At 71.1% G+C, this 21,498-nt stretch carries 23 protein-coding genes; 12 read left to right on the top strand and 11 right to left on the bottom strand.

The genetic code is table 11. From position 1 onward, the window contains the following. The first annotated feature begins 159 nt into the window (after nucleotides 1–159). The 3 genes from MED15_RS31785 to MED15_RS31775 all read left to right on the top strand — a co-directional run bounded on the left by MED15_RS31785 (nucleotide 160) and on the right by MED15_RS31775 (nucleotide 1,819). A complete protein-coding gene (locus tag MED15_RS31785; protein WP_112602015.1) occupies nucleotides 160–687 on the top strand; it encodes a pyridoxamine 5'-phosphate oxidase family protein in 528 nt (175 codons plus the stop codon). Nucleotides 688–755: 68 nt separating this feature from the next. Next, on the top strand, nucleotides 756–1,361 hold the full coding sequence (locus MED15_RS31780) for a TMEM175 family protein (protein ID WP_244220648.1): 606 nt from the start codon (nucleotides 756–758) through the stop codon (nucleotides 1,359–1,361). Between the two features lie 14 nt (nucleotides 1,362–1,375). Then, complete coding sequence (locus MED15_RS31775) at nucleotides 1,376–1,819, top strand: DUF5990 family protein (protein ID WP_112737728.1); 444 nt, start codon at nucleotides 1,376–1,378, stop codon at nucleotides 1,817–1,819. Nucleotides 1,820–1,832: 13 nt separating this feature from the next. Here the strand turns inward: MED15_RS31775 and MED15_RS31770 are convergent, their stop codons facing one another. Further along, entirely contained in the window at nucleotides 1,833–2,924 is a 1,092-nt protein-coding gene (locus tag MED15_RS31770) for a winged helix DNA-binding domain-containing protein (RefSeq protein WP_112737726.1), read from the bottom strand. 9 nt (nucleotides 2,925–2,933) lie between these two features. After that, the gene (locus MED15_RS31765) at nucleotides 2,934–4,121 is read right to left on the bottom strand and encodes a DUF418 domain-containing protein (protein WP_112737724.1); all 1,188 of its coding nucleotides are present in this window, start codon (nucleotides 4,119–4,121) and stop codon (nucleotides 2,934–2,936) included. A 187-nt stretch (nucleotides 4,122–4,308) separates the two neighbouring features. On the opposite strand from MED15_RS31765, the gene MED15_RS31760 reads away from it, so the two are divergent. Then, the gene (locus MED15_RS31760; RefSeq protein ID WP_146754497.1) at nucleotides 4,309–4,962 is read left to right on the top strand and encodes a hypothetical protein; all 654 of its coding nucleotides are present in this window, start codon (nucleotides 4,309–4,311) and stop codon (nucleotides 4,960–4,962) included. A gap of 5 nt (nucleotides 4,963–4,967) precedes the next feature. Here MED15_RS31760 and MED15_RS31755 read toward each other — a convergent pair whose 3' ends face one another. After that, the gene (locus MED15_RS31755; RefSeq protein ID WP_244220647.1) at nucleotides 4,968–5,681 is read right to left on the bottom strand and encodes a carbonic anhydrase; all 714 of its coding nucleotides are present in this window, start codon (nucleotides 5,679–5,681) and stop codon (nucleotides 4,968–4,970) included. Between the two features lie 165 nt (nucleotides 5,682–5,846). On the opposite strand from MED15_RS31755, the gene MED15_RS31750 reads away from it, so the two are divergent. Then, nucleotides 5,847–6,353, top strand: a complete 507-nt coding sequence (locus MED15_RS31750; protein ID WP_112737722.1) for a hypothetical protein — start codon at nucleotides 5,847–5,849, stop codon at nucleotides 6,351–6,353. Between the two features lie 70 nt (nucleotides 6,354–6,423). Here MED15_RS31750 and MED15_RS31745 read toward each other — a convergent pair whose 3' ends face one another. Both MED15_RS31745 and MED15_RS31740 read right to left on the bottom strand, forming a co-directional pair. Next, the gene (locus tag MED15_RS31745; RefSeq protein ID WP_112737720.1) at nucleotides 6,424–7,932 is read right to left on the bottom strand and encodes a DUF1996 domain-containing protein; all 1,509 of its coding nucleotides are present in this window, start codon (nucleotides 7,930–7,932) and stop codon (nucleotides 6,424–6,426) included. A gap of 70 nt (nucleotides 7,933–8,002) precedes the next feature. Continuing rightward, on the bottom strand, nucleotides 8,003–9,043 hold the full coding sequence (locus MED15_RS31740; RefSeq protein ID WP_112737718.1) for a saccharopine dehydrogenase family protein: 1,041 nt from the start codon (nucleotides 9,041–9,043) through the stop codon (nucleotides 8,003–8,005). A 94-nt stretch (nucleotides 9,044–9,137) separates the two neighbouring features. Here MED15_RS31740 and MED15_RS31735 point away from each other — a divergent pair, with 94 nt between their 5' ends. Further along, entirely contained in the window at nucleotides 9,138–10,091 is a 954-nt protein-coding gene (locus MED15_RS31735; RefSeq protein WP_112587513.1) for a helix-turn-helix domain-containing protein, read from the top strand. 8 nt (nucleotides 10,092–10,099) lie between these two features. On the opposite strand, the gene MED15_RS31730 is transcribed toward MED15_RS31735, so the two are convergent. From MED15_RS31730 to MED15_RS31720, 3 genes are all read right to left on the bottom strand, one after another. Continuing rightward, nucleotides 10,100–12,151, bottom strand: coding sequence for an amylo-alpha-1,6-glucosidase (locus MED15_RS31730; RefSeq protein WP_112737716.1), 2,052 nt, complete (start codon nucleotides 12,149–12,151; stop codon nucleotides 10,100–10,102). A gap of 3 nt (nucleotides 12,152–12,154) precedes the next feature. Then, complete coding sequence (locus MED15_RS31725) at nucleotides 12,155–12,517, bottom strand: SCP2 sterol-binding domain-containing protein (RefSeq protein WP_112587509.1); 363 nt, start codon at nucleotides 12,515–12,517, stop codon at nucleotides 12,155–12,157. Between the two features lie 79 nt (nucleotides 12,518–12,596). Continuing rightward, on the bottom strand, nucleotides 12,597–13,628 hold the full coding sequence (locus MED15_RS31720) for a carboxypeptidase-like regulatory domain-containing protein (RefSeq protein WP_167457773.1): 1,032 nt from the start codon (nucleotides 13,626–13,628) through the stop codon (nucleotides 12,597–12,599). 244 nt (nucleotides 13,629–13,872) lie between these two features. On the opposite strand from MED15_RS31720, the gene MED15_RS31715 reads away from it, so the two are divergent. The 4 genes from MED15_RS31715 (at nucleotide 13,873) to MED15_RS31705 (ending at nucleotide 17,028) form a co-directional block, all read left to right on the top strand. Then, nucleotides 13,873–14,823, top strand: coding sequence for an SRPBCC family protein (locus MED15_RS31715; RefSeq protein ID WP_112587505.1), 951 nt, complete (start codon nucleotides 13,873–13,875; stop codon nucleotides 14,821–14,823). Between the two features lie 28 nt (nucleotides 14,824–14,851). Beyond that, complete coding sequence (locus MED15_RS31710) at nucleotides 14,852–16,024, top strand: zinc-dependent alcohol dehydrogenase (RefSeq protein ID WP_112587503.1); 1,173 nt, start codon at nucleotides 14,852–14,854, stop codon at nucleotides 16,022–16,024. Nucleotides 16,025–16,078: 54 nt separating this feature from the next. Continuing rightward, nucleotides 16,079–16,336: a hypothetical protein gene (locus MED15_RS33315; RefSeq protein WP_146766763.1), complete on the top strand. Its 258-nt coding sequence runs from the start codon at nucleotides 16,079–16,081 to the stop codon at nucleotides 16,334–16,336. A 134-nt stretch (nucleotides 16,337–16,470) separates the two neighbouring features. Further along, nucleotides 16,471–17,028 carry a GNAT family N-acetyltransferase gene (locus MED15_RS31705; protein WP_112726352.1) on the top strand — a complete coding sequence of 186 codons (558 nt, stop codon included), beginning with the start codon at nucleotides 16,471–16,473 and terminating at the stop codon, nucleotides 17,026–17,028. Between the two features lie 4 nt (nucleotides 17,029–17,032). Here MED15_RS31705 and MED15_RS31700 read toward each other — a convergent pair whose 3' ends face one another. After that, the gene (locus MED15_RS31700; RefSeq protein WP_244220646.1) at nucleotides 17,033–18,121 is read right to left on the bottom strand and encodes a S66 peptidase family protein; all 1,089 of its coding nucleotides are present in this window, start codon (nucleotides 18,119–18,121) and stop codon (nucleotides 17,033–17,035) included. A 329-nt stretch (nucleotides 18,122–18,450) separates the two neighbouring features. Here MED15_RS31700 and MED15_RS33710 point away from each other — a divergent pair, with 329 nt between their 5' ends. Then, complete coding sequence (locus MED15_RS33710; RefSeq protein ID WP_167457772.1) at nucleotides 18,451–18,837, top strand: DUF2267 domain-containing protein; 387 nt, start codon at nucleotides 18,451–18,453, stop codon at nucleotides 18,835–18,837. 36 nt (nucleotides 18,838–18,873) lie between these two features. Here MED15_RS33710 and MED15_RS31690 read toward each other — a convergent pair whose 3' ends face one another. Further along, complete coding sequence (locus MED15_RS31690) at nucleotides 18,874–20,352, bottom strand: glutamate-cysteine ligase family protein (RefSeq protein WP_112730856.1); 1,479 nt, start codon at nucleotides 20,350–20,352, stop codon at nucleotides 18,874–18,876. A 153-nt stretch (nucleotides 20,353–20,505) separates the two neighbouring features. Between MED15_RS31690 and MED15_RS31685 the strand changes: the two genes are divergently transcribed. Continuing rightward, complete coding sequence (locus MED15_RS31685; RefSeq protein WP_112602008.1) at nucleotides 20,506–20,844, top strand: DUF3817 domain-containing protein; 339 nt, start codon at nucleotides 20,506–20,508, stop codon at nucleotides 20,842–20,844. Nucleotides 20,845–20,904: 60 nt separating this feature from the next. Here MED15_RS31685 and MED15_RS31680 read toward each other — a convergent pair whose 3' ends face one another. Next, the gene (locus tag MED15_RS31680) at nucleotides 20,905–21,453 is read right to left on the bottom strand and encodes a hypothetical protein (RefSeq protein WP_181518497.1); all 549 of its coding nucleotides are present in this window, start codon (nucleotides 21,451–21,453) and stop codon (nucleotides 20,905–20,907) included. Nucleotides 21,454–21,498 lie beyond the last annotated feature (45 nt).

Raw genomic sequence — 21,498 nt, 5'->3', positions numbered from 1 at the left:
GACGTGTCCGTCGTCCATCCCGGCCACGGGGACAGCTTCGACCGGACACGCCTTCGGCAGTTGGCCGAGACCTACCTGCGCAGGACGGCGTAGGCGCGCCCTGCCGATCTTGACGGCGGGTTACCCGGTTAGGGTGCTCGCCATGATCGAGGACGTCCTATGCCGTTGACGAATCCGTGGCTGTCGGAGCCCATGCCAGCGAAGCGGCTCGATCGTGAACGGCTTGAGGAGCGCCTCCTCAACCTGTTGTCGTCGCAGAACATGTGTGTGCTCGCGACAACGGGTCCGGACGGGCCGCTGGCCACCCCGGTGCGGTACTACCCGCTCGGCTTCGCGGTGCTCTTCACCGCCGCGCCACGGTCGCCGAAGATCCGCAACATCGCCGCCGACCCGCGCGTGTCCATCGGCATCTTCGCGCCGCTGGTCGGACTGGCCAGCAGCCGCGGTGCCCAACTGTTCGGGACGGCCAGGGTGCTTTCGCCGGCGCATCCGGACCGCGCGCACTACTGGGCGGCGGTTCGGTGGGAGAACGAGCACGCCGAGCGGGGGCGGGCGCTGTCCGAGCCGCCCGAGGACACACTCGTGGTCGTCGAGGCGGATCGGATCGTCTACACCGAGCACTGGCTGCGACGTGAGGGTTTCGCGCCACGCCAGTTCTGGCGCCGCTCCGCCAATGACGAAAGCTGACCTATTGCATAATTCGCTACGTGCCTCCCAAAAGGGAAACTTCGCGGCTGACCCGTAACCCGGGCCGATTGCTGGCCTTCAGCGACGGTGTCTTCGCGATCGCCGTGACGCTCCTCGTGCTGGAGATCCAACCGCCCCACGACTTCGGGAACCTCGTCCAGGGGCTCGGTGCGCTGTGGCCGTCGTACCTTGCGTACACGTTGAGCTTCCTGCTCATCGGGCAGGTGTGGGTGAATCACCACGTCATGTTCGACCGCGTCCGGCATGTCGACCGGGGGGTCCTGTTCCTCAACACGTTGCTCCTGATGGTCATCGCGTTCCTGCCGTTCTCCACGTCACTGCTCGCCGAAGCGCTGCGCGCGGAGCAGGGGCTGCGTGCGTCGGTCGTCGTCTACGGCGGCACACTGTGGACGGCGGCGGCCCTCTTCAACATCGTGTGGGCACACCTCCGTCGGGCCGAGCTGCTGAACCCCGGCCTCGGTCGCTTCGGTGCGCGAGCCATCGGCCGCCGGTTCGCGCTCGCGCTGGTCTGGATCGGCTCCGGCATCCTCGTCGGCGCGTTCGTGCCGATCGCCGGCGTCGTCATCATCGCCGCGTTCCTGCCCGCCTACTACCTGCCCATCCGCGGCGAGTACGGCGAGAACGACGACACCGCCGAGCAACCGGCCGACTAACTAGAGTCGGTGCCATGCGGATCCGGATCGACGGCAGTGATCTCCCAGGTCAGCGTCCCGGTGCGGAGGCCGACGCGCTGCGGCGGGGCAACGTGCACGTCGGGGTTCAGCGCAAGGCCGAGGTCGTCGATCAGGTGCCGGCCGACGCGGCAAGCGCCACCTGGTCCTTCGAGGTGTCCAGCCGCGAGATCGACGGAGCACTCGACGTCGGTGGCCCGTGGGTGCACGGCCGCCCCGGGGCCCGGTTTCTCTATCTGAGCTGGGGCGCGGTGACCCAGGACGGCTTCGCGATGTTCCGACGAGCCAAGTTGATGTTCACCGACGTGCCGACCGAGCTGCTGCGCGCCGCCCACGAGGGCAACGGGACGCTGGTCGGCCGGCTCGGGTTGACCGATGCCGTCGGTGGGCCGATCTGCGCTCGGGTGCACCCGCCCGCCATCGCCTGGGCGGTGGAGTGAGCGTCCTCGAGAACTAGCTGCCGAAGTCGACGCCGCTGAGGGCGACGGAGCGGTACGCGGCGAGGTGTTCGGCCTGCGTGGTGATGGCCTTACGCGTGGCGTCCGACAACCGGTGCCACGGCTGGACTGCGACAGTGAACGTCCTGCCGGACTTGCGGGGACGCCAGGTGCCGACCAACTCGCCGTCGACCAGGACGGCGCCGGGGCGACCCAGCACCGGCCACAGCTCCTTGGCGTGGGCGGCGTCGGGCACCAGCGTTGCCCGGTCCTTGGCCTGCAAAAACAGGTCGAACGGGCCGAGCAGGCGGGTGACAGTGCTGTCGGCCGACTCCAGCGCCCCCTCGTCGGCGGCCAGCAGTGAGCGCACCTCGCGGTCGACCCTCACCTCGATGACATCCTCGGGCCAGTGCGCCTTCACGTCCTTCACCGGTGCGTCGAGGTAGTCGGCGACCTGTTTCGGGGTGGCCGGACCGAGCAGGCGAAGATACGCGCGGATGAGGTCGAAGCGGTCACCAGCAGCGGCTGCCTTCCTGAACCCGGTGATGCGCCGCAGGACCGGGGGTGAGGTGTCGAGCTGCAACTCCAGTCCGGCCCGTACGGCGGCGAGCCGGAACGGCATCTCGTAGAGGTGCGTGGCGTCACACGGACGGCAGAACCGCAGGTAGGGCTCGGGCAGCATGGTGGCCAGGCGGCCGGAGACGTCCCCCTTGACCGTCGGCGTGCTGACGATGGCCCGCATCCGGTCGGCGATCTCGTCCAGGGCTGCCAGAGTGTCGATGCCGGCGGCCTTCAACGGTTTCGCGGCGTCGTAGATGCGCTTGTCCGCGTCGGCCGAGGATTTGGGTTCGACGGCGGCGGCCACCTTCGCCACGTCGGCCCGGCGGTAGAGGTGGGGAGCGCCCCGGACGGTCCACAGCAGGACCAGATCGGTGTCGGACAACGCGGTCACGTCGACCCCGCGTACCGCCAGCGCCCACCGGGCGCCGTCCGGACCGGTGTTCTGCACGCCGAGGTCCAGGACGGCGGTGTCGGCGAGCGTGCCCTCGTCCCGGTCGAGCTGCTGGGCCCGGACCCGGAAGTTCATCACCTGGTGCCGATCGACCATGTCAGCACCCTAGTTGGGGCGGCGCTCCCGGTGGGTCCAGGCGCGCAGCGCCCATTCGACGGGGCCGTACCGGAACCGCCGCAGCCACCACGAACTGACCACCAGCTGCACCGCGAAGATCACCAGTGCGATCAGCAGTGTCTGTGCCGGCGCGGTGCGGCCGACCAGGCCCCACCCGAGGCCGGTGAAGACGAGCACGCACATGAGCGACTGGGCCAGGTAGTTCGTCAGGGCCATCCGCCCAGCGGGCGCGAACGCGCCCGCGAGGCGCGGCCGCCGCGTGAACAGGCGCAGCAGGGTCGCGGCGTAGGCGGCGGCCAGGAACGGCGCGGTGACGATGCTGACCATCAGCCCGGTCAGGTTCGCGGTGGAACCACCGACCGCGAACACGACGGCGCCGGCCAGACCGATCGGATACCCCACCCGTTCGCACCGGCGTAGCAGGTCCTGGTGGGCGGGCACGGTGGCGAGAAGCCGGTGCTTACCGGCGGCGAGGCCGACGAGGAACGCCGCGAACGCCAGGGGCCCCTGCACGGCCAGACCGCCGATCATCGCCGGCATCGACCGCACATGCTCCAGGACGACATCGCCGAGGCCGCCGCCCAGGGCCAGCGTCGAACGCGCACCGGCGCTGACCGCGGCGGCCTCGTCCGGAACCAGCGTGGCACCGAGGACCGCGGCGATCCCGACCACGACGGCGATGCCGCCGATGATGGTCGCCGCCGCGACCAGCGCGGTGCGGGGCTCGATCCGCCGGACCGCGAGCAGCACGAGACCGAGCAGCGCGTACGTGGTGAGGATGTCGCCGTGGAACAGCAGCACCGCGTGCAGCGCGCCGAGGACGAACAACCCGGAGAGCCGGCGCAGGAACGCCGGGCGGAACGCCACTCCGCGCCGTGCCGCGGAGTCGAGTTGCAGGGTGAAGCTGTAGCCGAACAGAAAGGCGAACAGCAGGTACGCCTTCATCGCGAACAACAGCTCCACCGCGCCGGCGATCAGCAGGTCGACTGCGCCGTGCGTCGGATCGTCGACCAGGTGGAAGTCGTAGCCGGAACCGAAGAACGCGATGTTCACCAGCAGGATGAGCAGCAGCGCGCTGTCCCGCAGTGCGTCCACGACGGTGATTCGGGCGAGGGTGTCCCCGGGCGGGGGCTGTGGGTGGCCGTCGCCTGGTCGGTCGAGCCCTGTCACATTCATGGTGTCCAGCCTCCGGAGCGTGACCCGCCGCCGTGAAGTGTTTTCGTCACACGGACCGTCGTGACGAAAAGACGCCATCCCTGCGGCGGGGGAGGCGATTTCCCTCCGCGCGGCGATCCGCTCGTCGCGCCGTTCCGCGACGGTGATCTCGGATGTGCCAACGCCCGCCACTGATGGAGACGACGCCGTGACCCGTACACCACGTACGAACGCCATGCCCGCACCGCCGCCGTCCTGGGCCCGCCGAGCCGGGCACGTGGCGTGGATCGCCCCCGTACTGGGGTTCATCCCGCTGCACGTGCCGTGGATCCTCGGCATCCCGCTGTTCGCCAATCCCGACCCGTTCCGCGAGTGGTACCACGGTCGCGGGCCCGGAGTGGGGGATCACCCCGTCGACGGTTTCCTGGGTCTGCCGGCCGGCGCGTTCTACCTGGGCCTGCTCTGCGTCCTCGCCGGGCTCGGCGGCGTTCTGGCGCTGGGGCTCATCAAGGACTGGGGGCTCGTCTTCCCCCGGTGGGTGCCGTGGCTGCGCGGACGTCGGGTGCCACAGTGGTTGCCGCTGACGCCAACGGTGCTGGGGTCCGCCCTGATGATCGGCTATTCGGCGACCCTGCCCTGGCAGTTCGCCGCTGACCTGGGGGAGTCCAGCGCGGATGACATCTTCACCCCGACCGGCGTCCTGATCGGCCTGCCGCTCCTGCTGGCCTGGGCGGTCGCGTTGCCGTTGGCCGGTTGGTCCTACTTCCGCCGTACCCGTCGGCCGCGACGCGACCGGCGGCGCCGGTCGGCGGCAGTGGATGACCGACCAGCGTCGCCGTCCGGGTGGCCCAGGATCGGGTGACGGCCTCAGGCCACCAGGGAAACCCGCCCGTTGTCCAGGTCGTAGCGGGCGCCCACCACGCGCAGCGCACCCTCGTGGACCTTCTCGGCGATGATCGTGCTGCGTGCGCTGAGCGCCCGCACCTGGGCGGCGATGTTGGCCCGGACCCCGTTCTCCACCGGGTCGCCGGGCTGGTCCAGCACCGGCTCGACGATCGGGCGCAGGGCGTCCACGATGGTGCCGATGTGCCCGGGCGCCGTCCCGCCGGTGTGGATGGCGTCGATGGTGGCGGTGATCGCGCCGCAGCGTTCGTGGCCGAGGACGACGATCAGCAGGCTGCCGAACTCCTCCACCGCGAACTCGACGCTGCCGAGCAGCAGGTCGTCGACGATGTTGCCGGCCACCCGGTTGTCGAACAGGTCACCCAACCCCTGGTCGAAGAGCACCTCGGGGGCGACCCGGGAGTCCGCGCAGCCGACGGTGATGGCGAACGGGTGCTGACCGGCGGCGAGCCGGTGCAGGTCGGTCAGGCCCTGGTGCGGGTGCCGGCCGTGCCCGGAGGTGAACCGCCGGTTGCCGGCCTGCAGCCGGCGCAGCGCCTCGGCCGGCGTATCGACCGGGTTGTCGGCTGGCGCGGCGGCGGCGGACGGACTGGCCCCGGCCGCGCCGAGGGCCACGGCGGCGGCGCCCCCGGCGGTCAGCAGCGAACGGCGGGACAGGTGGGAACGTGCCACGATCATCTCCCTGAGGTGAGGCAACTCGCCTCTTCCTACCAGCCCGCCGTCCACATAGGTGGTTGCCGTGCGGTGGCCAGTGGGCGGCGGTGAATCGTCGCTGACAGCACGCGGAGTGGCGGACGCCGAGCGAATTGATCACCGTGTGGACTTCGACTATCGTCCGCGTCCGTGAAATCTTCCCGTCTTGCCTCCGCCATGCTGATCCTTGCCGTTTCGACGGCCCTCGCCGCCTGTGGCGACGCCGACAAGGCGACGACCGCCGGATCCACCACGCCCGCTCCCACCTCCGCAGCCCCGTCTGCGGTGGCCACCTCCGCCGCCGCCACGGCGGCCTCGTCACCCGCGGCGGGCGCGGCGACCGACAAGCAGCTCTGCGAGGCGGTGAAGAAGGCCAGCGACGAGATGAGGACCGAGATGGTGAAGGTCGCCACGACCGGTGACGCGTCGGCGGCGGACTTCAAGAAGATCCTTACTGGGCTGGAGCAGAAGGTGACCACTGTCGCCTCGACCGGCGACGGCAAGCTGGCCGACGCCCTGCGGACGTTCGCCGCCGAGGCGGCCAAGGCTGCGGCCGCGGCGGACCCGGCGACCGCCGCCGACAACCCGGCCTTCGAGAAGGCCGGCAAGGACGTCAACGCCGCATGCAAGGCGGCCGGCGTCAGCGTGAATCTCTGACTGACGTGATGCGATGACGGACGGCCCCCACGCCTGAGCGGGGGCCGTCCGTCGACGACGGAGGCGGTGGTCAGCCGCCGGCGAAGGTCGTGTCGACGCCACATTTGGCGTTCTGGTTGAGGCAGGACTTCACCAGGTCACCGAGACGCTCCGGCTCCCAGGCGTTCATGAAGTCGCCGTGCATGGATGACGGCTTGCCGGAGGAGAGGCTGAGGCCGTCACCGCCCAGCGACTCGTAGTTGACCATGAAGGAGAGATCCGGCACGGCCACCGGGTACCTGCCGGTGCAGACGCCGTTCACCGGGTCGCCCATGTGTGACTTGTGATCGGGTGAGTCGATGTTCTTGCCGTCCCAGCAGTCCTTGAACACGAGCTGGAAGATCAGGTTGCCGCCGGGGGCGCACTTCGGCCAGTTGCCGTCGGCGCTGCGGCCGATCTCGGCGCTGCCCGCGCACCAGAACTGGTTGCTACCGGCGTTCTTCGGAGTGTCGACCTGCCGCTTGGCGTCGCCCTCGACCACGACCAGGCCCGGCGGGAAGGGCTTGACGGTCGACGGATCCTTGACCCGCGAGCCGTAGTAGATGCGCATGCTCTTGATCGGTACGGCCTTGCCGTCCTTGCGTAGCTCCGGGGTCCAGTAGGCGCTCCTGTCTCCGGGGGCGTTGCAGGTGTTCGCCGCGGTGAACAGCTTGTCCGTGGTGGTGAAGGCGTCGATCTTCGGGCCGAAGAAGGTGTGCATGTGCGAGGCGCCGGACAGGCCCGGCAGGACGATCGGGTCGTCCGGGGCGGAATTCGCGACACCGCAGTCGGTGTGGAACTCCGGCACCCGGGTGGTGCCCGGCGGCACCGCCTTCGGCTTGATGGCGTTGAAGGCGGCCAGTTCCCTGCTCCACTTGGCCTGGTCGACGGGCACCCAGCCGCCGGCCGGTGCGCTCGGCGGGACGGACGTCGACGGGGACGCGGACGCGGTGGAACCCGGCGTGGCCGAAGGGACAGCCGACGTGTTCGGCGTGGCCGAGGCGCTCGGCGACGTGCCGGTCGCGGGGCCGAACGTGAACCAGTTCAGGTTCACGAAGTCCGACGTCGAGGTGCTCTTCATGACGGCGAAGACGGTCTGCGCGCCGGCCGGCACAGCGGACGCCTTCGCGGTGACGGTGGTCCATTTCTGCCAGCCACCGGTCCCCGCGATCGGGAAACTGGCCAGCAGTGGACCGTTCTGCGCGCCGAGGCGCAACTCGACACTGCCGCCGGCGGTGTTGAGCGAGGCGACCCGGGCCGTCAGGTCGACGCCCGTCACCGACACACCGTCGAAGCGCAGCCAGTCGCCGCTGGCCAGCCAGCCGACGTTCCGGCCGCCGTCGGCGTCGCCGGTGCCCTCGGTCTGCGCCCCGGACTGTGCCGCGAAGGCCTCTGCCTGCACCCGGCCGGGCACGGCGACCTCTTCGGCCTGGGCGCCGGCGATGTAGATGCCGCTGCCGGCCAGCGCGGCGACGACCGCTGAGGCGAGCGTGATGCGAGTGAGGCGACGACGCTTTCGCGCCCGATCCGGCGGTGCGACGTGCGCGGGGGGAGTCCGCATTACCAGTGGTTTCCTTCGAGTCGACGATAAAGCTCTGTCGGAAGGAGTATGTGCACGTCAAGGGCCTGCATCAACTGGCGGGGAAAGAATTAAGGAGGCCGGTCGACAAGTGCCCTGGCAGCCAGCACGGCGGCTCCGGATGACAATTTTTCGCCCGCGCGTCGAACATCTCGCCGGCGGAGGCGACGCCGCTGGTCCTCGTCCGACCATCGAGGACGCGTCCGACCGCCTCCACGGCCAGGGGCGCGCTGACGGCGTAGATGTCCCGGCCACTGGCCACGACGCGGCGGTGCGTGTCGCCGCGACGCACCATGACGTCGACAGTGAACGTCTGCGCTGACCGGCCCCGCTCGTCGACCGCGACCGGCGCTGCCGCGGCGGCCAGGTCGGTGGCGGCGTCGACGGTCATGTACGTGCGGACCTCGGGGATGGCCAGGTGCCGGGGGATGGTGACGACGTCGGCCATGCTGAACTCGCCGAAAACGGTGCGCCGGCCCAGCGGCGCGGGGAAGTCCCAGTCCACCCTCGGCAGCTCCCCGCCGGGGTGGTACTCCAACCGGCCGCCGGTGTAGCGGACCCGGCGGCCGGCGCGGCGCTCGCGGGAGACGACGCCCGCGGCGACCGTCCCGGCCGTCGGGTGCCAGCTGCTCAGTCCGTACGCGACGTGCGCCTCGTCGGCCGACGTCCAGTCGCCCATCGCCGTCGTCGCGAGCAGGTCGCCGAGCCCACCGAAGAAGGCCATCGCCGGAACCACCGCCACACCGGCCGCGCGGGCGCGCTCGGTGAAGTGCGCGAACGTGTCGAGGTTGGCCTCGATCTCGGCGGCCACGTCCACGTACGGGATCCCGGCGCGCAGCGCGGCCTCGATCACGTTGGCTGCGGTCGCCGCGAACGGGCCGGCGCAGTTGACGACCGCGTCCACCCCGGTCAGCGCCGCGTCGAGCGAGGCCGGATCGTCGGCCGACGCCACCCGGTAGGCGAGCCCGAACGCCGCCAGTCGGTGCGCGTCGCGGCCCACCGGCAGCGCATCGAACCCGCGCTCGCGCAGCTCCGTCATCACGAACCGTCCGGTGTGCCCGTACGCCCCGAACACCGCCACCCGGTAACCCATCGCTGCCCCCTCGAAAGATCGACTGGGACCAGCCTCCCGCAGCGGTCGGCGGCCGACCAGTGTCGGGAACGCCAATCCCCGTACAGTTTCGGACATGGCCCTTGTCGCGATCGCCGCCACCGACGGGATGCTGCACTTCGAGCTGGCCCTGGCCTGCGAGGTCTTCGCCCACGACCCCTCCGGCCTGGCCGACCCCTGGTACGACGTAATGGTCTGCGGCCCCGGCCCGGTCCGGGTCGGCCGCTTCCTGGTGGCGCCCGACGACGGGTTGGACCGCCTCGCCCGAGCCGACACGGTGATCGTCCCGTCGGTGGAGGACGTCGACGCGGACGTGCCGCCCGACCTGCTCGACGCGGTCCGCGCGGCCCACCGGGCGGGCGCCCGGATGGTCTCGCTGTGCACCGGCGCGTTCGTGCTGGCTGCCGCCGGGGTGCTCGACGGGCTGCGGGCCACCACGCACTGGGCGCACACCGAGGCGCTGGCCGCCCGCTATCCCCGGGTACGGGTCGACCCGGACGTACTCTACGTCGACAACGGCACCGTGCTCGCCTCCGCCGGCAAGGCCGCCGCGATCGACCTGTGCCTGCACCTGATCCGGCGCGACCACGGCTCGACCGTCGCCAACGCGGTCGCCCGCCGCCTGGTCGTGCCACCGCACCGCGCCGGTGGTCAGGCCCAGTACGTCACCACCCCGGTGCCGGCCCGCGACGACCACCCGCTGGCCACCCTGTTTCCCTGGGCGCTGGCCCGCCTGGACCGGCCGCTGACCGTCGAGGACCTGGCCCGGCAGGCGAACATGAGCTCTCGCAACCTGGCTCGCCACTTCCGGTCGGCCACCGGCACCACCCCGCTGCTGTGGCTGTCGACGCAGCGGATCCGCCGCGCCCAGGAGCTGCTGGAGCAGACCGACGACAGCATCGACGCCATCGCCCAGGCGGCCGGCATGGGCACCGCCGCGACGCTGCGTCGACACTTCCACCGCACCGTCGGCGTACCGCCGGACGCGTACCGGCGCACCTTCCGGGCCACCGGGCCAGCCGTCGGCTGACCGTGCCGTCAGTGCTGGTCGGGGCGTTGGCGGGCGAACGCGTCGCGCTCGCCCCAACGGCCGGGGATGTCCAGGAGCGCGATCCGCCCGAAGGTGGCGGGCAACGCCGGGTCCACGGCCAGGTGGTCCTCGTGCGGGTTGATGCCGAGCATGGTGCGGATCAGCAGCATGCAGGCTCCGCTGGACCACGCCTGCGGACTGCCCGCGGTCGGGTACCGGATCGGAAACTTGGTGGTGTCGCGGTCGAACCCGCCGAACGCCTCGGGTAGCCGACCCTCGAAGTAGGTGGCGGCGGAAAGGATGCCCTCGGCGATGCGGGCCGCCTCGTTGCCGAACCCGTAGCGGCGCAGACCCCACGCGATGAACGAGTTGTCGAACGGCCAGACCGTGCCGTTGTGGTAGCCGAGCGGGTTGTAGCGGCGCTGCCCCTCGGCGAACGTCCGCACCCCCCAACCGGAGAAGAGCGCCGGACCCATCAGGTGCTCGACCACCCGGGGCGCCCGCTCCGGTGGCACGATGCCGCTCCACAACAGGTGCCCGATGTTTGACGACAGGCTGTCCACGGGAGTGCCGTCGTGGTCGAGCGCGAGGGCGTAGAAGCCGCGGTCCTCCAGCCAGAACTCCCGGTTGAACCGGTCGTACAGGGCCGCCGCCTCGCTCTCCAGCCGCTCGGCGAAGGCAGGATCACCCCAGAAGGTACGGGCCAGCCGGGCCCCTCGGATCTTCGCGTCGTAGGCGTACCCCTGGGTTTCGCAGGTGGCCCTCGGGAAGCCCGGCAGCCGGCCGTCGGCGTAGGAGATGCTGTCCCAGGAGTCCTTCCAACACTGGTTGTCCAGGCCGGTGGCCCGGTTGCGTCGCTGGTACCAGATGTAGCCGGTGGAGTTCAGATCCGCGTACCTGTCGATCCAGGCCAGGGCCGCGCGAGCCTCCTGCTCCAACTCCATCACCAGCGCGGTGTCGCCGCTCCACCGCTCGTACTCGTCGAGCAGCACCACGAACAGCGGCGAGGCGTCCACAGTGCCGTAGTAAGGGGAGTGTGGCTGCTCCTCGAACGCGGCCGACTCCCCGTAGCGCAGCTCGTGCAGTATCCGGCCCGGGTCCTCCTCCAACACGTCGTCGGTCCGGGTGCCCTGCAACGACGCGAGGATCCGCAGTGTCGGTGGGGTCAGCGACGGGGTGACCGGCAGGGTCTGCAGGCAGGTCAACAGGCTGTCGCGACCGAACAGGGTCATGAACCACGGCAGGCCGGCCGCTGGCACGCTCGCCCCGCCGAGCGAGAGCGGGGCGAAGCGCAGCGCCGCCAGGTCCACCAGGCTGCGGTGGTAGACCTGCTGGAGGCCGACGCTGTCGGTGTCCAGGGTCGGGGCCGCCGCGACCCAGGCCTGCACGCTCGTGGGCAGGGTGGACTCGTCCGGCCGTAGGGCCCGCAGGGCGGAGCGCAGGTCGACGCCGTCCGGGCGCAGCGCCAACATGACGGCCTGCAACCGGGTGGACCACTGCTGCCCGGGGCGCAGCCGGACCGCGAAGCCAAGGCCGTCCGGGCCGAACTCCGCGGGCTCGCTGGCCGACACGATGACCTCACGTCGGTAGGTGCCGCGCCGGTAGCCCAGGCGCAACTCGTTCTCGCCGACGTTTGTGTAGTACGCGCCGCTCTTCTCGCCGATGTCGAACTTGATCTCGAATATGTCGGCGAAGTCGGCGGCCACCTCCAGACGCACGTCGAGCGTCATGTCCCGCTCACCGTAATTGAAGATCGTCAGCGACTCGGTGAGGTCCGGGCCGATGCGCCTGCGTCGAATGGCCGACACGTCGGCCTCCACGTAGTCCACCGCCGCGCCCGGGACCGCGAAGAAGGTGACCTCGAAGTACTGGCTGTCGTCCACCGACAACGCGGTCATGCACTCGCCGTTGACGGTGAGCCTCCAGCGGGACAGGAAACGCGTGTCAGCGGCGAAGAGGCCGACCGGGGTGCTCGGGGACGATTCCACGTCGCCGCTGGCGTCGGACACCATGAAGGTGTTCCCGTCGATGCACGCCACGGTGCCAGCGATGTCTCTCATCGGTCACGTCCCACTGTCGGGATCCTCACGCTGAAGCCGCCCCGGCTCTCGCGGAAACAGCCGCCCGATACGCAACGCCAGGGCGAGATCACCGTCGACCATGATCTCGCCCCGGGTGATCGCCGCCAGCCCGTTCACCTCGCCCCGCGCCATCGCCTCCGCGAGCTGCGCGGACACCTGGATCACCGTGGTGGCGGGGGCACCGCTTCGCGTCACCCGCATCCGGCCATGATCGATGTCCAGCAGCCACTGCTCCAGGTTGCCGTCGTCGCGGATGTCGAATCGCACGCTGCCACAGACCTTGCTGAACCGTGGATCCTGGCCAGCGACCGTCAACCGCTCGAAGAAGGCGCTGGTCTCCGACATCCCACCTCCTCGGGCGCTGGTAAGAGCGCATGCCGGCTACCCGCTGCCCCGCACTCCTAACGCCGGGCGGTGCCCCTGTTCAGGGTGCGGCCGAGAAGCGCGTCCCGAGATTGAAGTCCACCATGACCGGCGCCCGTCGGACCCGCACGGCAGTCGCGGCGTCGAAGCCGGCGGCGTCGCGGTGCCAGACCGGAGGGGTGTACGCGCAGTCGCAACGCAGTTTCACCCGCTGCCCGGGGAGCAGGCGCAGGGCGTAACCGGTGCCCACGTCCGCCGCACCGGCCAGGTCCCCGGTGGCCGCGTCGAACGCGATCACCTGGGCGTAGGTGATCAGCTCGTCGACCCGTACCGTCCCGCTGAGCGGCGTCCCGGCGGGCAGCGCCTGGTTCAGGGTCACCGTCTGTTGGGCGCGGACCCGCACCGGCCGCGCCTGCTGCCGGCCGCCCACCCCACCGGACCACACGGTCGCCAGCCCGGCGGCGGCGAACTGCACGGGCCAGTGGTACGGGCCGAGGCCGGTGATCGTGTAGCGGCCGTCGTCGTCGGTGGTCGGGCCGTGGTCGCCGTACTTCGGGTGCGGCACGTAGGGCACCACCATGACCAGCGCACGGGGGATCGGCGCGCCCGTCGCCGCGTCGGTCACCACTCCGACGACGGTGCCCGGCGGGTCGAGCCGGATGACCGGCGCGTTGCTCACCACGCCGGGCCGCACCTGAATCACCTGTGCCCGCTCGCGCTCACCGGTGCCGCCGTGCCGCCCGACCCACTGCAAGCCGTGCGCCGTCTTGTCGTAGGGGTGCACCAGCAGCCGGTACCTCCCCGGGGCGACATCCCCGGTCACCAGGACGCCCTGCTCGTCGGCGCAACCCCCGTACCGTCCGAGTTGGTCCTCACCGATGCTGACCGCCGCCAACGCAGCGGCGTCCACCGGGACGAGCCTGGCGCAGGCCCGGGGGACCGGTGCGCCGGTCGTCGCGTCGCGGACCACTGTGCGGACGCCGCCGGGCGCGGGCGACCCGGGGGTACGCGCGGCGGCCGGTGCGGCGGCCTCCCCGACGAGCAGTGCGACGGCGATGGTGGCGGTCAGGTGGCGCAGCAGAGCACGGCTCACGGGATTGTCCTTCCGGCGGCGCGGCGAGTTGGGCCGACGGTAACGGCGTTCAGGTGATCCAAATCGGTCAATGTCGCGATGCCGACCGTTGCCGCAGGCTTTCCCGCTCACACCGCCCGCATCGGACGTTCTGCCCCGAACCCGGCGCGCGCGGCACCTGTTCGACATAGCGTCACGGGGGCGGGGAAACCACCGCCGCCCCCGCCGGCGGACCGGCGGCGACGCCCACCGGAAGGGACCGGACATGAGTCGTGTCGACACTGTGCTCCTGCCGGAGTTGGACGGGCCGGTGCCGGCGACGCTGCCGAGCGCGCTCGGCCTGCTGAGCCTGGCCCTGGGAGTGGGCGCGCTGGTCGCGCCCGGACCCGTCGCGCGACTGACCGGGGTGGACGACTCCCCGGCCGCGCGATCCGTGCTTCCGGCCATCGGCCTGCGGGAGTTGGGCAGCGCCGCCGGCCTGCTCAGCGGCCGCCGCCCGGCCGGCTGGGCCTGGAGCCGGGTGGCCGGCGACGCCATGGACCTCACACTGCTTGGGCGGGCCCTCGCCGACCGTAGCGGTGAACGCCGCCGCCGGGTCGCGCTGACCACCCTCGCCGTCGCCGGCATCACCGCCGTCGACGTGCTCGCCGCCGTGCGCGTCGGGCGGGCTCGACGGGCCCGCGCCCGGGTGATCCGGATGCAGATCGCGGTGACGGTGAACCGGTCGCCCGCCGAGGCGTACCGGTTCTGGCGGGACATGGAGAATCTGCCCCGGTTCATGGCGCACCTGGAGTCCGTCCGTGCCGACGACCTGCGCCGCTCGCACTGGATCGCCCGTGGCCCGGCCGGGCACCGCGTCGAGTGGGACGCCGAGATCATCGACGACCAGCCGAACAAGTCGATCACCTGGCGGTCGCTGCCGGGGACCCGGGTGCCCAACGCCGGCCGGGTCCGGTTCGTGCCCGCCCCCGGCGACCGGGGGACCGAGGTGCGGGTGGAGCTGCGCTACGCGCCGCCGGCCGGCGCGCTCGGCCGAGCGGTGGCGAAGCTCTTCGGCGAGGAACCCGAGCAGCAGGTCCGCGACGACCTGCGCCGGTTCAAGCAGGTGCTGGAGACCGGCGAGGTCGTCCGCTCCGAGGGCAGCCCCAACGGCATCTCCGTACGCCAACAGGCCATGCAGCGACCCGCCCAGCCGCTGCCGGCGTCCCGCCGCTGACCGCCCGAGCTCTCCGAAGGGACCGAGAATGAAGGCCACCGCCTGGATGGGCACCGACAGCGTCAAGGTCATCGACGTACCCGACCCGAAGATCATGAACGCCCGGGACGCGATCGTCCGGATCAGCACCACCGCGATCTGCGGCTCCGACCTGCACCTCTACCACGGCTACATCCCCGCCATGCGCAAGGGCGACATCCTCGGCCACGAGTTCATGGGCGAGGTGGTGGAGGTGGGCCCGCAGGTCCGCAACCTCGCCCCCGGCGACCGGGTGGTGGTGCCCTTCCCGATCGCCTGCGGGCACTGCTCGTCCTGCCAGCGCGGCCTCTACTCGGTCTGCGAGAACTCCAACCCGAACGCCGGCATCGCCGAGAAGATCATGGGGCACTCGCCAGCCGGCATCTTCGGCTACTCGCACCTGCTCGGCGGCTACGCCGGTGGCCAGGCAGAGTACGCCCGGGTGCCGTTCGCCGACGTCGGCCCGGTCAAGGTGCCCGACGAGATCAGCGACGACCAGGCGGTCATGCTGGCCGACGTGTTCCCGACCGGCTACATGGGCGCCGAGATGTGCGACATCAAACCCGGGCAGGTGATCGCCGTCTGGGGCGCCGGGCCGGTCGGGCTGCTCGCCGCGGCCAGCGCCCGGCTGCTCGGCGCGGAGCGGGTGATCGTCATCGACCGGTTCCCGTACCGGCTGCGGTTGGCCGAGGAGCACATCGACGCCGAGACGATCAACTACGAGGAAGCCGACGTGCTGGACACCCTCAACGAGATGACCGCCGGCCGGGGTCCTGACGCGTGCATCGACGCGGTGGGCCTGGAGGGCCACCACGGCAACGCCGCCATGTACGCGTACGACCGGGCCAAGCAGGCCGCGCGAGTCGAGACGGAACGGCCGTTCGCGCTGCGGCAGGCGATCCTCGCCTGCCGCTCCGGCGGGGTGGTCTCGGTCGTTGGCGCGTACGGCGGCTTCGTCGACAAGTTCCCGATGGGCGCGTTCATGAACCGCTCGCTGATCATGCGGACCGGTCAGTGCCACGTCCAGCGCTACACCCGGCCGCTACTGGAGCGCATCCAGCGCGGCGAGATCGACCCGAGCTTCATTGTCAGCCACCGGATGCCGCTGCGTGACGCCCCGAAGGGCTACAAGATCTTCCAGAAGAAGCAGGACGACTGTACGAAGGTGCTGCTCAAGGTCTGACCGGCGGCCAGGTCCGCCGGCGGGGGAGTTCTTCGCGCGCTGCCTTTGGAGCTGATGTCGCAAACGATTCAGCGCGGCTGGGCCGGGGGAGTCCGGCGGCTGGACCGGGCTGGGCCGGCGTGTGCCGGGCTGTGCCGGGCAGGGCTGGGCTGGGCCGGCGTGGGCCGGCGTGGGCTGGGCTGGGCCGGCGTGGGCCGGCGTGGGCCGGCGTGGGCCGGCGTGGGCCGGGCTGGGCCGGGCTGGGCCGGGGTGGGCCGGGGTGGGCCGGGCTGGGCCGGGGTGGCCGGGGTGGCGGGGGTGGCCGGGAGGTGATGTCGCCAACGATTCAGCTCCAAAGGAGCCGACCAGAGCCTCGGCTATCAACGCCGGTCGCTCTGCGTGCACACGGCGTCGAACCCAGCGTTGGCTCTGCGCAAGCTAGCGTGTCCGCCATGGAGAGTGGCGGTATGTCGATGTCTGTCTCGGCCGATCTCACTGTCCGGCTACGGCCGGTTGCCGAGCCCGACCTGGTGATGTTCCGGCGGTTCTGCACCGAGCCGGGCCTGATCGGTCTGGACTGGGCCGGCTTCCGGGACGCCGGGGTGCCGGCACGGCGGTTCGCCGTCGACGGCTACCTCGGCGAGGACGACGGACGGCTCGTCGTGGAGGTCGAGCAGGAGCAGGCCGCCGCCGGCGTCGTCAGCTACACCGCTGGGCGTTACGCCGGCCGGGCGTCGTACTGGGAAATCGGCATCGTCCTGCTGCCGCAGTGGCGGGGGAGGGGCATCGGCTGGCGCGCCCAGGCGTTGCTCTGCGACTACCTCTTCCAGCACAGCCCCGCCCAGCGCATCCAGGCCGGTACGCACCCGGAGAACGTCGCCGAGCAACGGGCGCTGGAGAAGGCCGGTTTCCAGCTCGAGGGCGTCGTGCGGGCCAGCGAGTTTCGGGCTGGCCAATGGCGTGACGGCTACCTGTACAGCCGGTTGCGTGACGACCCGTCCCCCTGGGACCCGACGCAGGTCTGAGCCCCTAGCGTGGGCGGACCCCCGGCTCCACCGTCAGGGTCCCTGCCGTGGCGTCGATCGTGGCGCGCGAGCCCAGCGGAACGGTGAGCTGCCCGTCGCCATGCCCCAGCCGTAGCCCGCCGAGGACCGGTACGCCAAGGTCGTACAGGCGGTCCTTGAGCATCGCCGCCGCGTCCCACTCGCCCGGCTCACCGACACTGTTGGTGATCTGGCCGATGACCACACCGGCGACCCTGCGCAGCACGCCCACCCGCCGCAGCTCGGTCAGCATGCTGTCGATGCTGTACGGAGCCTCGTCCACGTCCTCGAAGAAGAGGATCGCGCCGTCGAACTTCGGGGAGTCCTCCGCACCGAGCGAGGTGGAGATCAGCGTCAGGCAGCCGCCGAGCAGGGGCCCCGATGCCCGCCCCGGCACCACAACGGAAGCGGCTGTCTCGGCCGGGTCCCGGGAGATCGTGACGGGTGCGGTGGTCATCACCGCCCTGCGGAGCGCCTCCGCCGACTCGGGGCCGGTGCGGTCGTCACTCCAGTTGACCATGGGGCCGTAGAAGGTGACCAGGCCGGTATCGCGCCAGAGCTTGCCGTGGATGCTGGTGATGTCGCTGAAACCGACGACCACCCGGGGGTCCCGGCGCAGAACGGAAACGTCGATCTGATCGACGATCCGCTGCGTGCCGTAACCGCCACGGGCGGCGAAGACGGCACGGATGCCCGGGTCGGTGAGCGCGGCGTTCAGGTCGGCCAGCCGTTGCGCGTCGGTGCCGGCCAGATAGCCGTATTTGGTGAAGACGTGCCTGCCCAGCTCGACCTCCAGGCCCCAGCTCCGCAGGATCTCGATGCCGCGGGCCATGTTCGTGGGGTCGGGGGTGCTGCCGGGCGAGACGACCCGGACCCGGTCACCGGGTGCCAGCGCCGGTGCCCGCAGGACGCGCTTCGCACCAACCGGCGCGGCCTGCGCCGACGTCGCCTCCGCCGTGCCGACGAGCACCGCGCCGCCGGCGGCCGCTGCTCCCATCCGCAGCATGTGTCGACGGGACAGGGGCACCCGCGCCGGCCCCTCGATCGTGGCTGGGTCTGTGTCAGAAGTGGCCACCGGCGTCCCCTCATCGTGTTCAGACGATGTGTGCGAGCTGCCACAGCCTACGACAGGCATCAATCGGCGTGGGGGTCCACAAGGGACAACGGTCACTCCAGCGAACGCGCGGTGCCCCTGTATCAGCGGGCAGGCTTCCGACACGGCCCGAGCTGGCTCAGCTGGAGACCCGGGTGACGCGACTGGCATGTTTTGTGAGGTCTCGCCCGCCGACGGTGGGAAAGCCCGGGTCCGCGCAGGACCCGTTTGTCACCAGGGAGCCTGGGAACTCGCCCCGTTCGTCCCCAGGCAGGCCCGACGGCATGCCGACGAGACCGAAGGAGCGGGGCATGGAGTACGAGCAGATGATCGCCACGGTACGACAGCGCGCGGGCCTCGGTGAGAACGAGGCGGTGCGGTCCATACAGGCCGTCCTGTCGGTGCTCGGTGAACGGCTCGCCGGACAGGAGGCGGACCACCTGGCGGCACAGCTACCGGAGCGGCTGAACGGGTCCGTCACCCGCAACGCGCAGGGCCGCCGGTGGGACGTCGGCGAGTTCCTGAAGCACGTCGGGGACCGCGAACAGGTCGCCAACGCGGACCAAGTGCGTCAACACGCCCAGGCGGTGTTGCGTACCGTCGCCGAGGCGCTGAACGACGACGAGCGGCACGACCTGCTCGCCCAGCTTCCCGGCGGCATCATCGACCTCTTCGGTGTTCCCACCCCGCGAGGCTGAGCCCCGCGCCGATCGGGCCGACCATCCGGTATGTGCTCAGGGGATCGGCCACTCGTGCACCGGCCGGTTGCTGTGCATCAGGTCGACGTAGTGTCGGACCACCTCGCGCAGCGCCTCCGGCCGGTCCAGGTGGTCGGCCGACTCCAACCGGTGCAGAGTCTCCACCTGCCAGGTCGCGCCGTTGCGGCCAGTCAGGCACCGCTGCTCGATGATGCCGAGCAACCGGTCACGCTCGGCCGGGTCGAGCCCCCACCGGTCCAGGCCGTGATGCGCCATCGGCAGCAACCGGCGCAACACCAACTCGGTGACGGGCAGATAGCCGAGACCGGGCCAGAAGACCTGCGCGTCGATGCCATGCCGGGCGCAGCTGGTGAAGTTCTCCTCGGCGGCGCTGAACGACATCTGCGACCACAGTGGCCGGTCCGACTCGGCGAGGGCGCGCACCAACCCGAAGTAGAAGGCGCCGTTGGCGATGGTGTCCAGCACGGTCGGGCCGGCAGGCAGCACCCGATTTTCCACCCGCAGGTGCGGCCGGCCCCGCGACACGTCGTACACCGGGCGGTTCCACCGGTAGACGGTGCCGTTGTGCAGGCGCAACTCGGCCAGATTGGGCACCTCACCGGCCGCGAGGGCCTGCGCCGGGTCCTCCGGATCGCAGACCGGCAGCAGCGCCGGGAAGTAACGCACGTTCTCCTCGAACAGGTCGAACACGCTGGTGATCCAGCGTTCGCCGAACCAGACCCGGGGGCGTACCCCCTGGGCTTTGATCTCCTCCGACCGGGTGTCGGTGGCCTGCTGGAACAGCGGAATGCGGGTCTCGCGCCACAGCTCCCGGCCGAAGAACAGCGGCGAGTTCGCGCCGACCGCCACCTGAATGCCGGCCACCGCCTGGGCGGCGTTCCAGTAGTCGGCGAACTGGGCCGGGCTGACCTGGAGATGGAACTGGGTGCTGGTGCAGGCCGCCTCCGGGGTGATCGTGTCGGCCGTGACCGCCAGACGTTCCACCCCGCTGATGGCGATCGGCAGATCCTCGCCGCGGGCCGCGAAGATCTGCTCGTTGAGCAGCTTGTAGCGGGGGTTGGCCGACAGCGTCTCGGCGGTCAGGTGCTCGGGGCGCAGCGTCGGCAGGATGCCGATCATGACCATGTGCGCGCCGATCGCCCGGGCCTTCACCTCGGCGGCGTTGAGGCTGGCCCGCACGTACTCCTCGAAGTCGGCGGTGCCGGTGCCGGTCAGCCGGCGCGGCGGCACGTTGATCTCGATGTTGAACTGGCCCAGCTCGGTCTGGAAGCTCTCATCGGCGATGGCCGCCAGCACGTCGGCGTTGCGCATCGCCGGATTCGACGCCTCGTCGACCAGGTTCAGCTCGATCTCCACGCCGGTCATCGGCCGGTCGAGGTCGAAGCGGGACTCGCGCAGCATCTCGGCGAAGACATCCAGACAGCGGCGGACCTTGTCGCGGTACCGGGCTCGATCCTCTCGACTGAAGGTTCGTACGCCGACGTCCTCGCCCATGGTCACCACCCCGTCACCGCTGGTCCCCCTAACCTCGCACGTGATCGGCGGGCGGGGGAAGACCCGAGGACCCTTTCCTACCCAACTGCCCGCCCTGTTAGCCCAGCCAGAGCGGACCGATAGCATTGCGGGCCGAGAGGTGGTGGCGTGCGGATGCGCGAGAAGGTGACCCGGCTGTTCGTCGCGGCGGCGATCGCCGAGGCCTGCTCCTGGCTGGCCCTGCTGGTCGGCATGCTGGTCAAGTACGGTCCGCCGGACAACGAGCTGGGCGTCAAGATCTTCGGGCCGATCCATGGCGGCCTGTTCGTCGCGTACGTCCTGTTGGTGCTTGCCGTGGCCCGGCTGCACCGGTGGAGCCTGCTGGCCACGGCGGTGGCCCTGGCCAGCGCGGTGCCGCCGTTCGCCACCCTGGCCTTCGAGCGCTGGGCCCGCCGCCGGGGGATGCTCGGCGTCGACCGGCAACCGGCCCGCGAGCCCGCCCCGGTCGGCTGAACCGCCGAACCACCCGCACACCCACCCCGGTCGGCTGAACCGCCGACCCGCCGGGGCCGGTCAGGTCAGCGCGGAGCAGGCCGCGACGCCGGCCAGCAGCAGCGTGCCCAGGAACGCCTGCAACAGCAGTGGCGGCCCGAGATGCGACCAGAGCGTCGCCGTACGCGGGGTCAGCAGCTGCCCGGTGGTGAGGTTGACGATCCGCTCGATCCGGGGCGGCAGCTCCGGGTCGCGTTGCGGGCGCAGGGTGAGCTGCACCTGGTCTGCCGGGTGCAGGGCGCTCTGCGGCAGGTGACCGTGCAGCTCCACCTCGCAGAGCTGACCGGCGGCGTTGCGTAGCCGCACCGGGGTGACCAGGTATTCCGGACCCTGCTTCAGCTCCTTCCAGCGACGGCGGGTGCCGCCGCCGCCGAACGAGAAGAGCGAGCGCAGAAGCAGGGCGGGCAGCCGGGCGAAGGCCGCCGCCGCGAGCACCGCCACCAGCACCGGCTGACCGATGCGTACCTCACGGGTGTAGCCGTCGAGCAGGCGGATCAGCCGCCCGGTGACGATTCGTTCCGTCGGGTGCACGATCCGTCGGGTATCGAGTCCGCTGTCCATTTCCACCACCGAGAGTCCGCTTGTGTTCACAGATCGTATCGACGTCGTCGGTTG

This window comes from Micromonospora noduli (assembly GCF_003264475.1).
Classification (GTDB): Bacteria; Actinomycetota; Actinomycetes; order Mycobacteriales; family Micromonosporaceae; genus Micromonospora; species Micromonospora noduli.
Note: the sequence above shows the minus strand (reverse complement) of the source record. Positions and strands in the feature narration are given on the sequence as shown.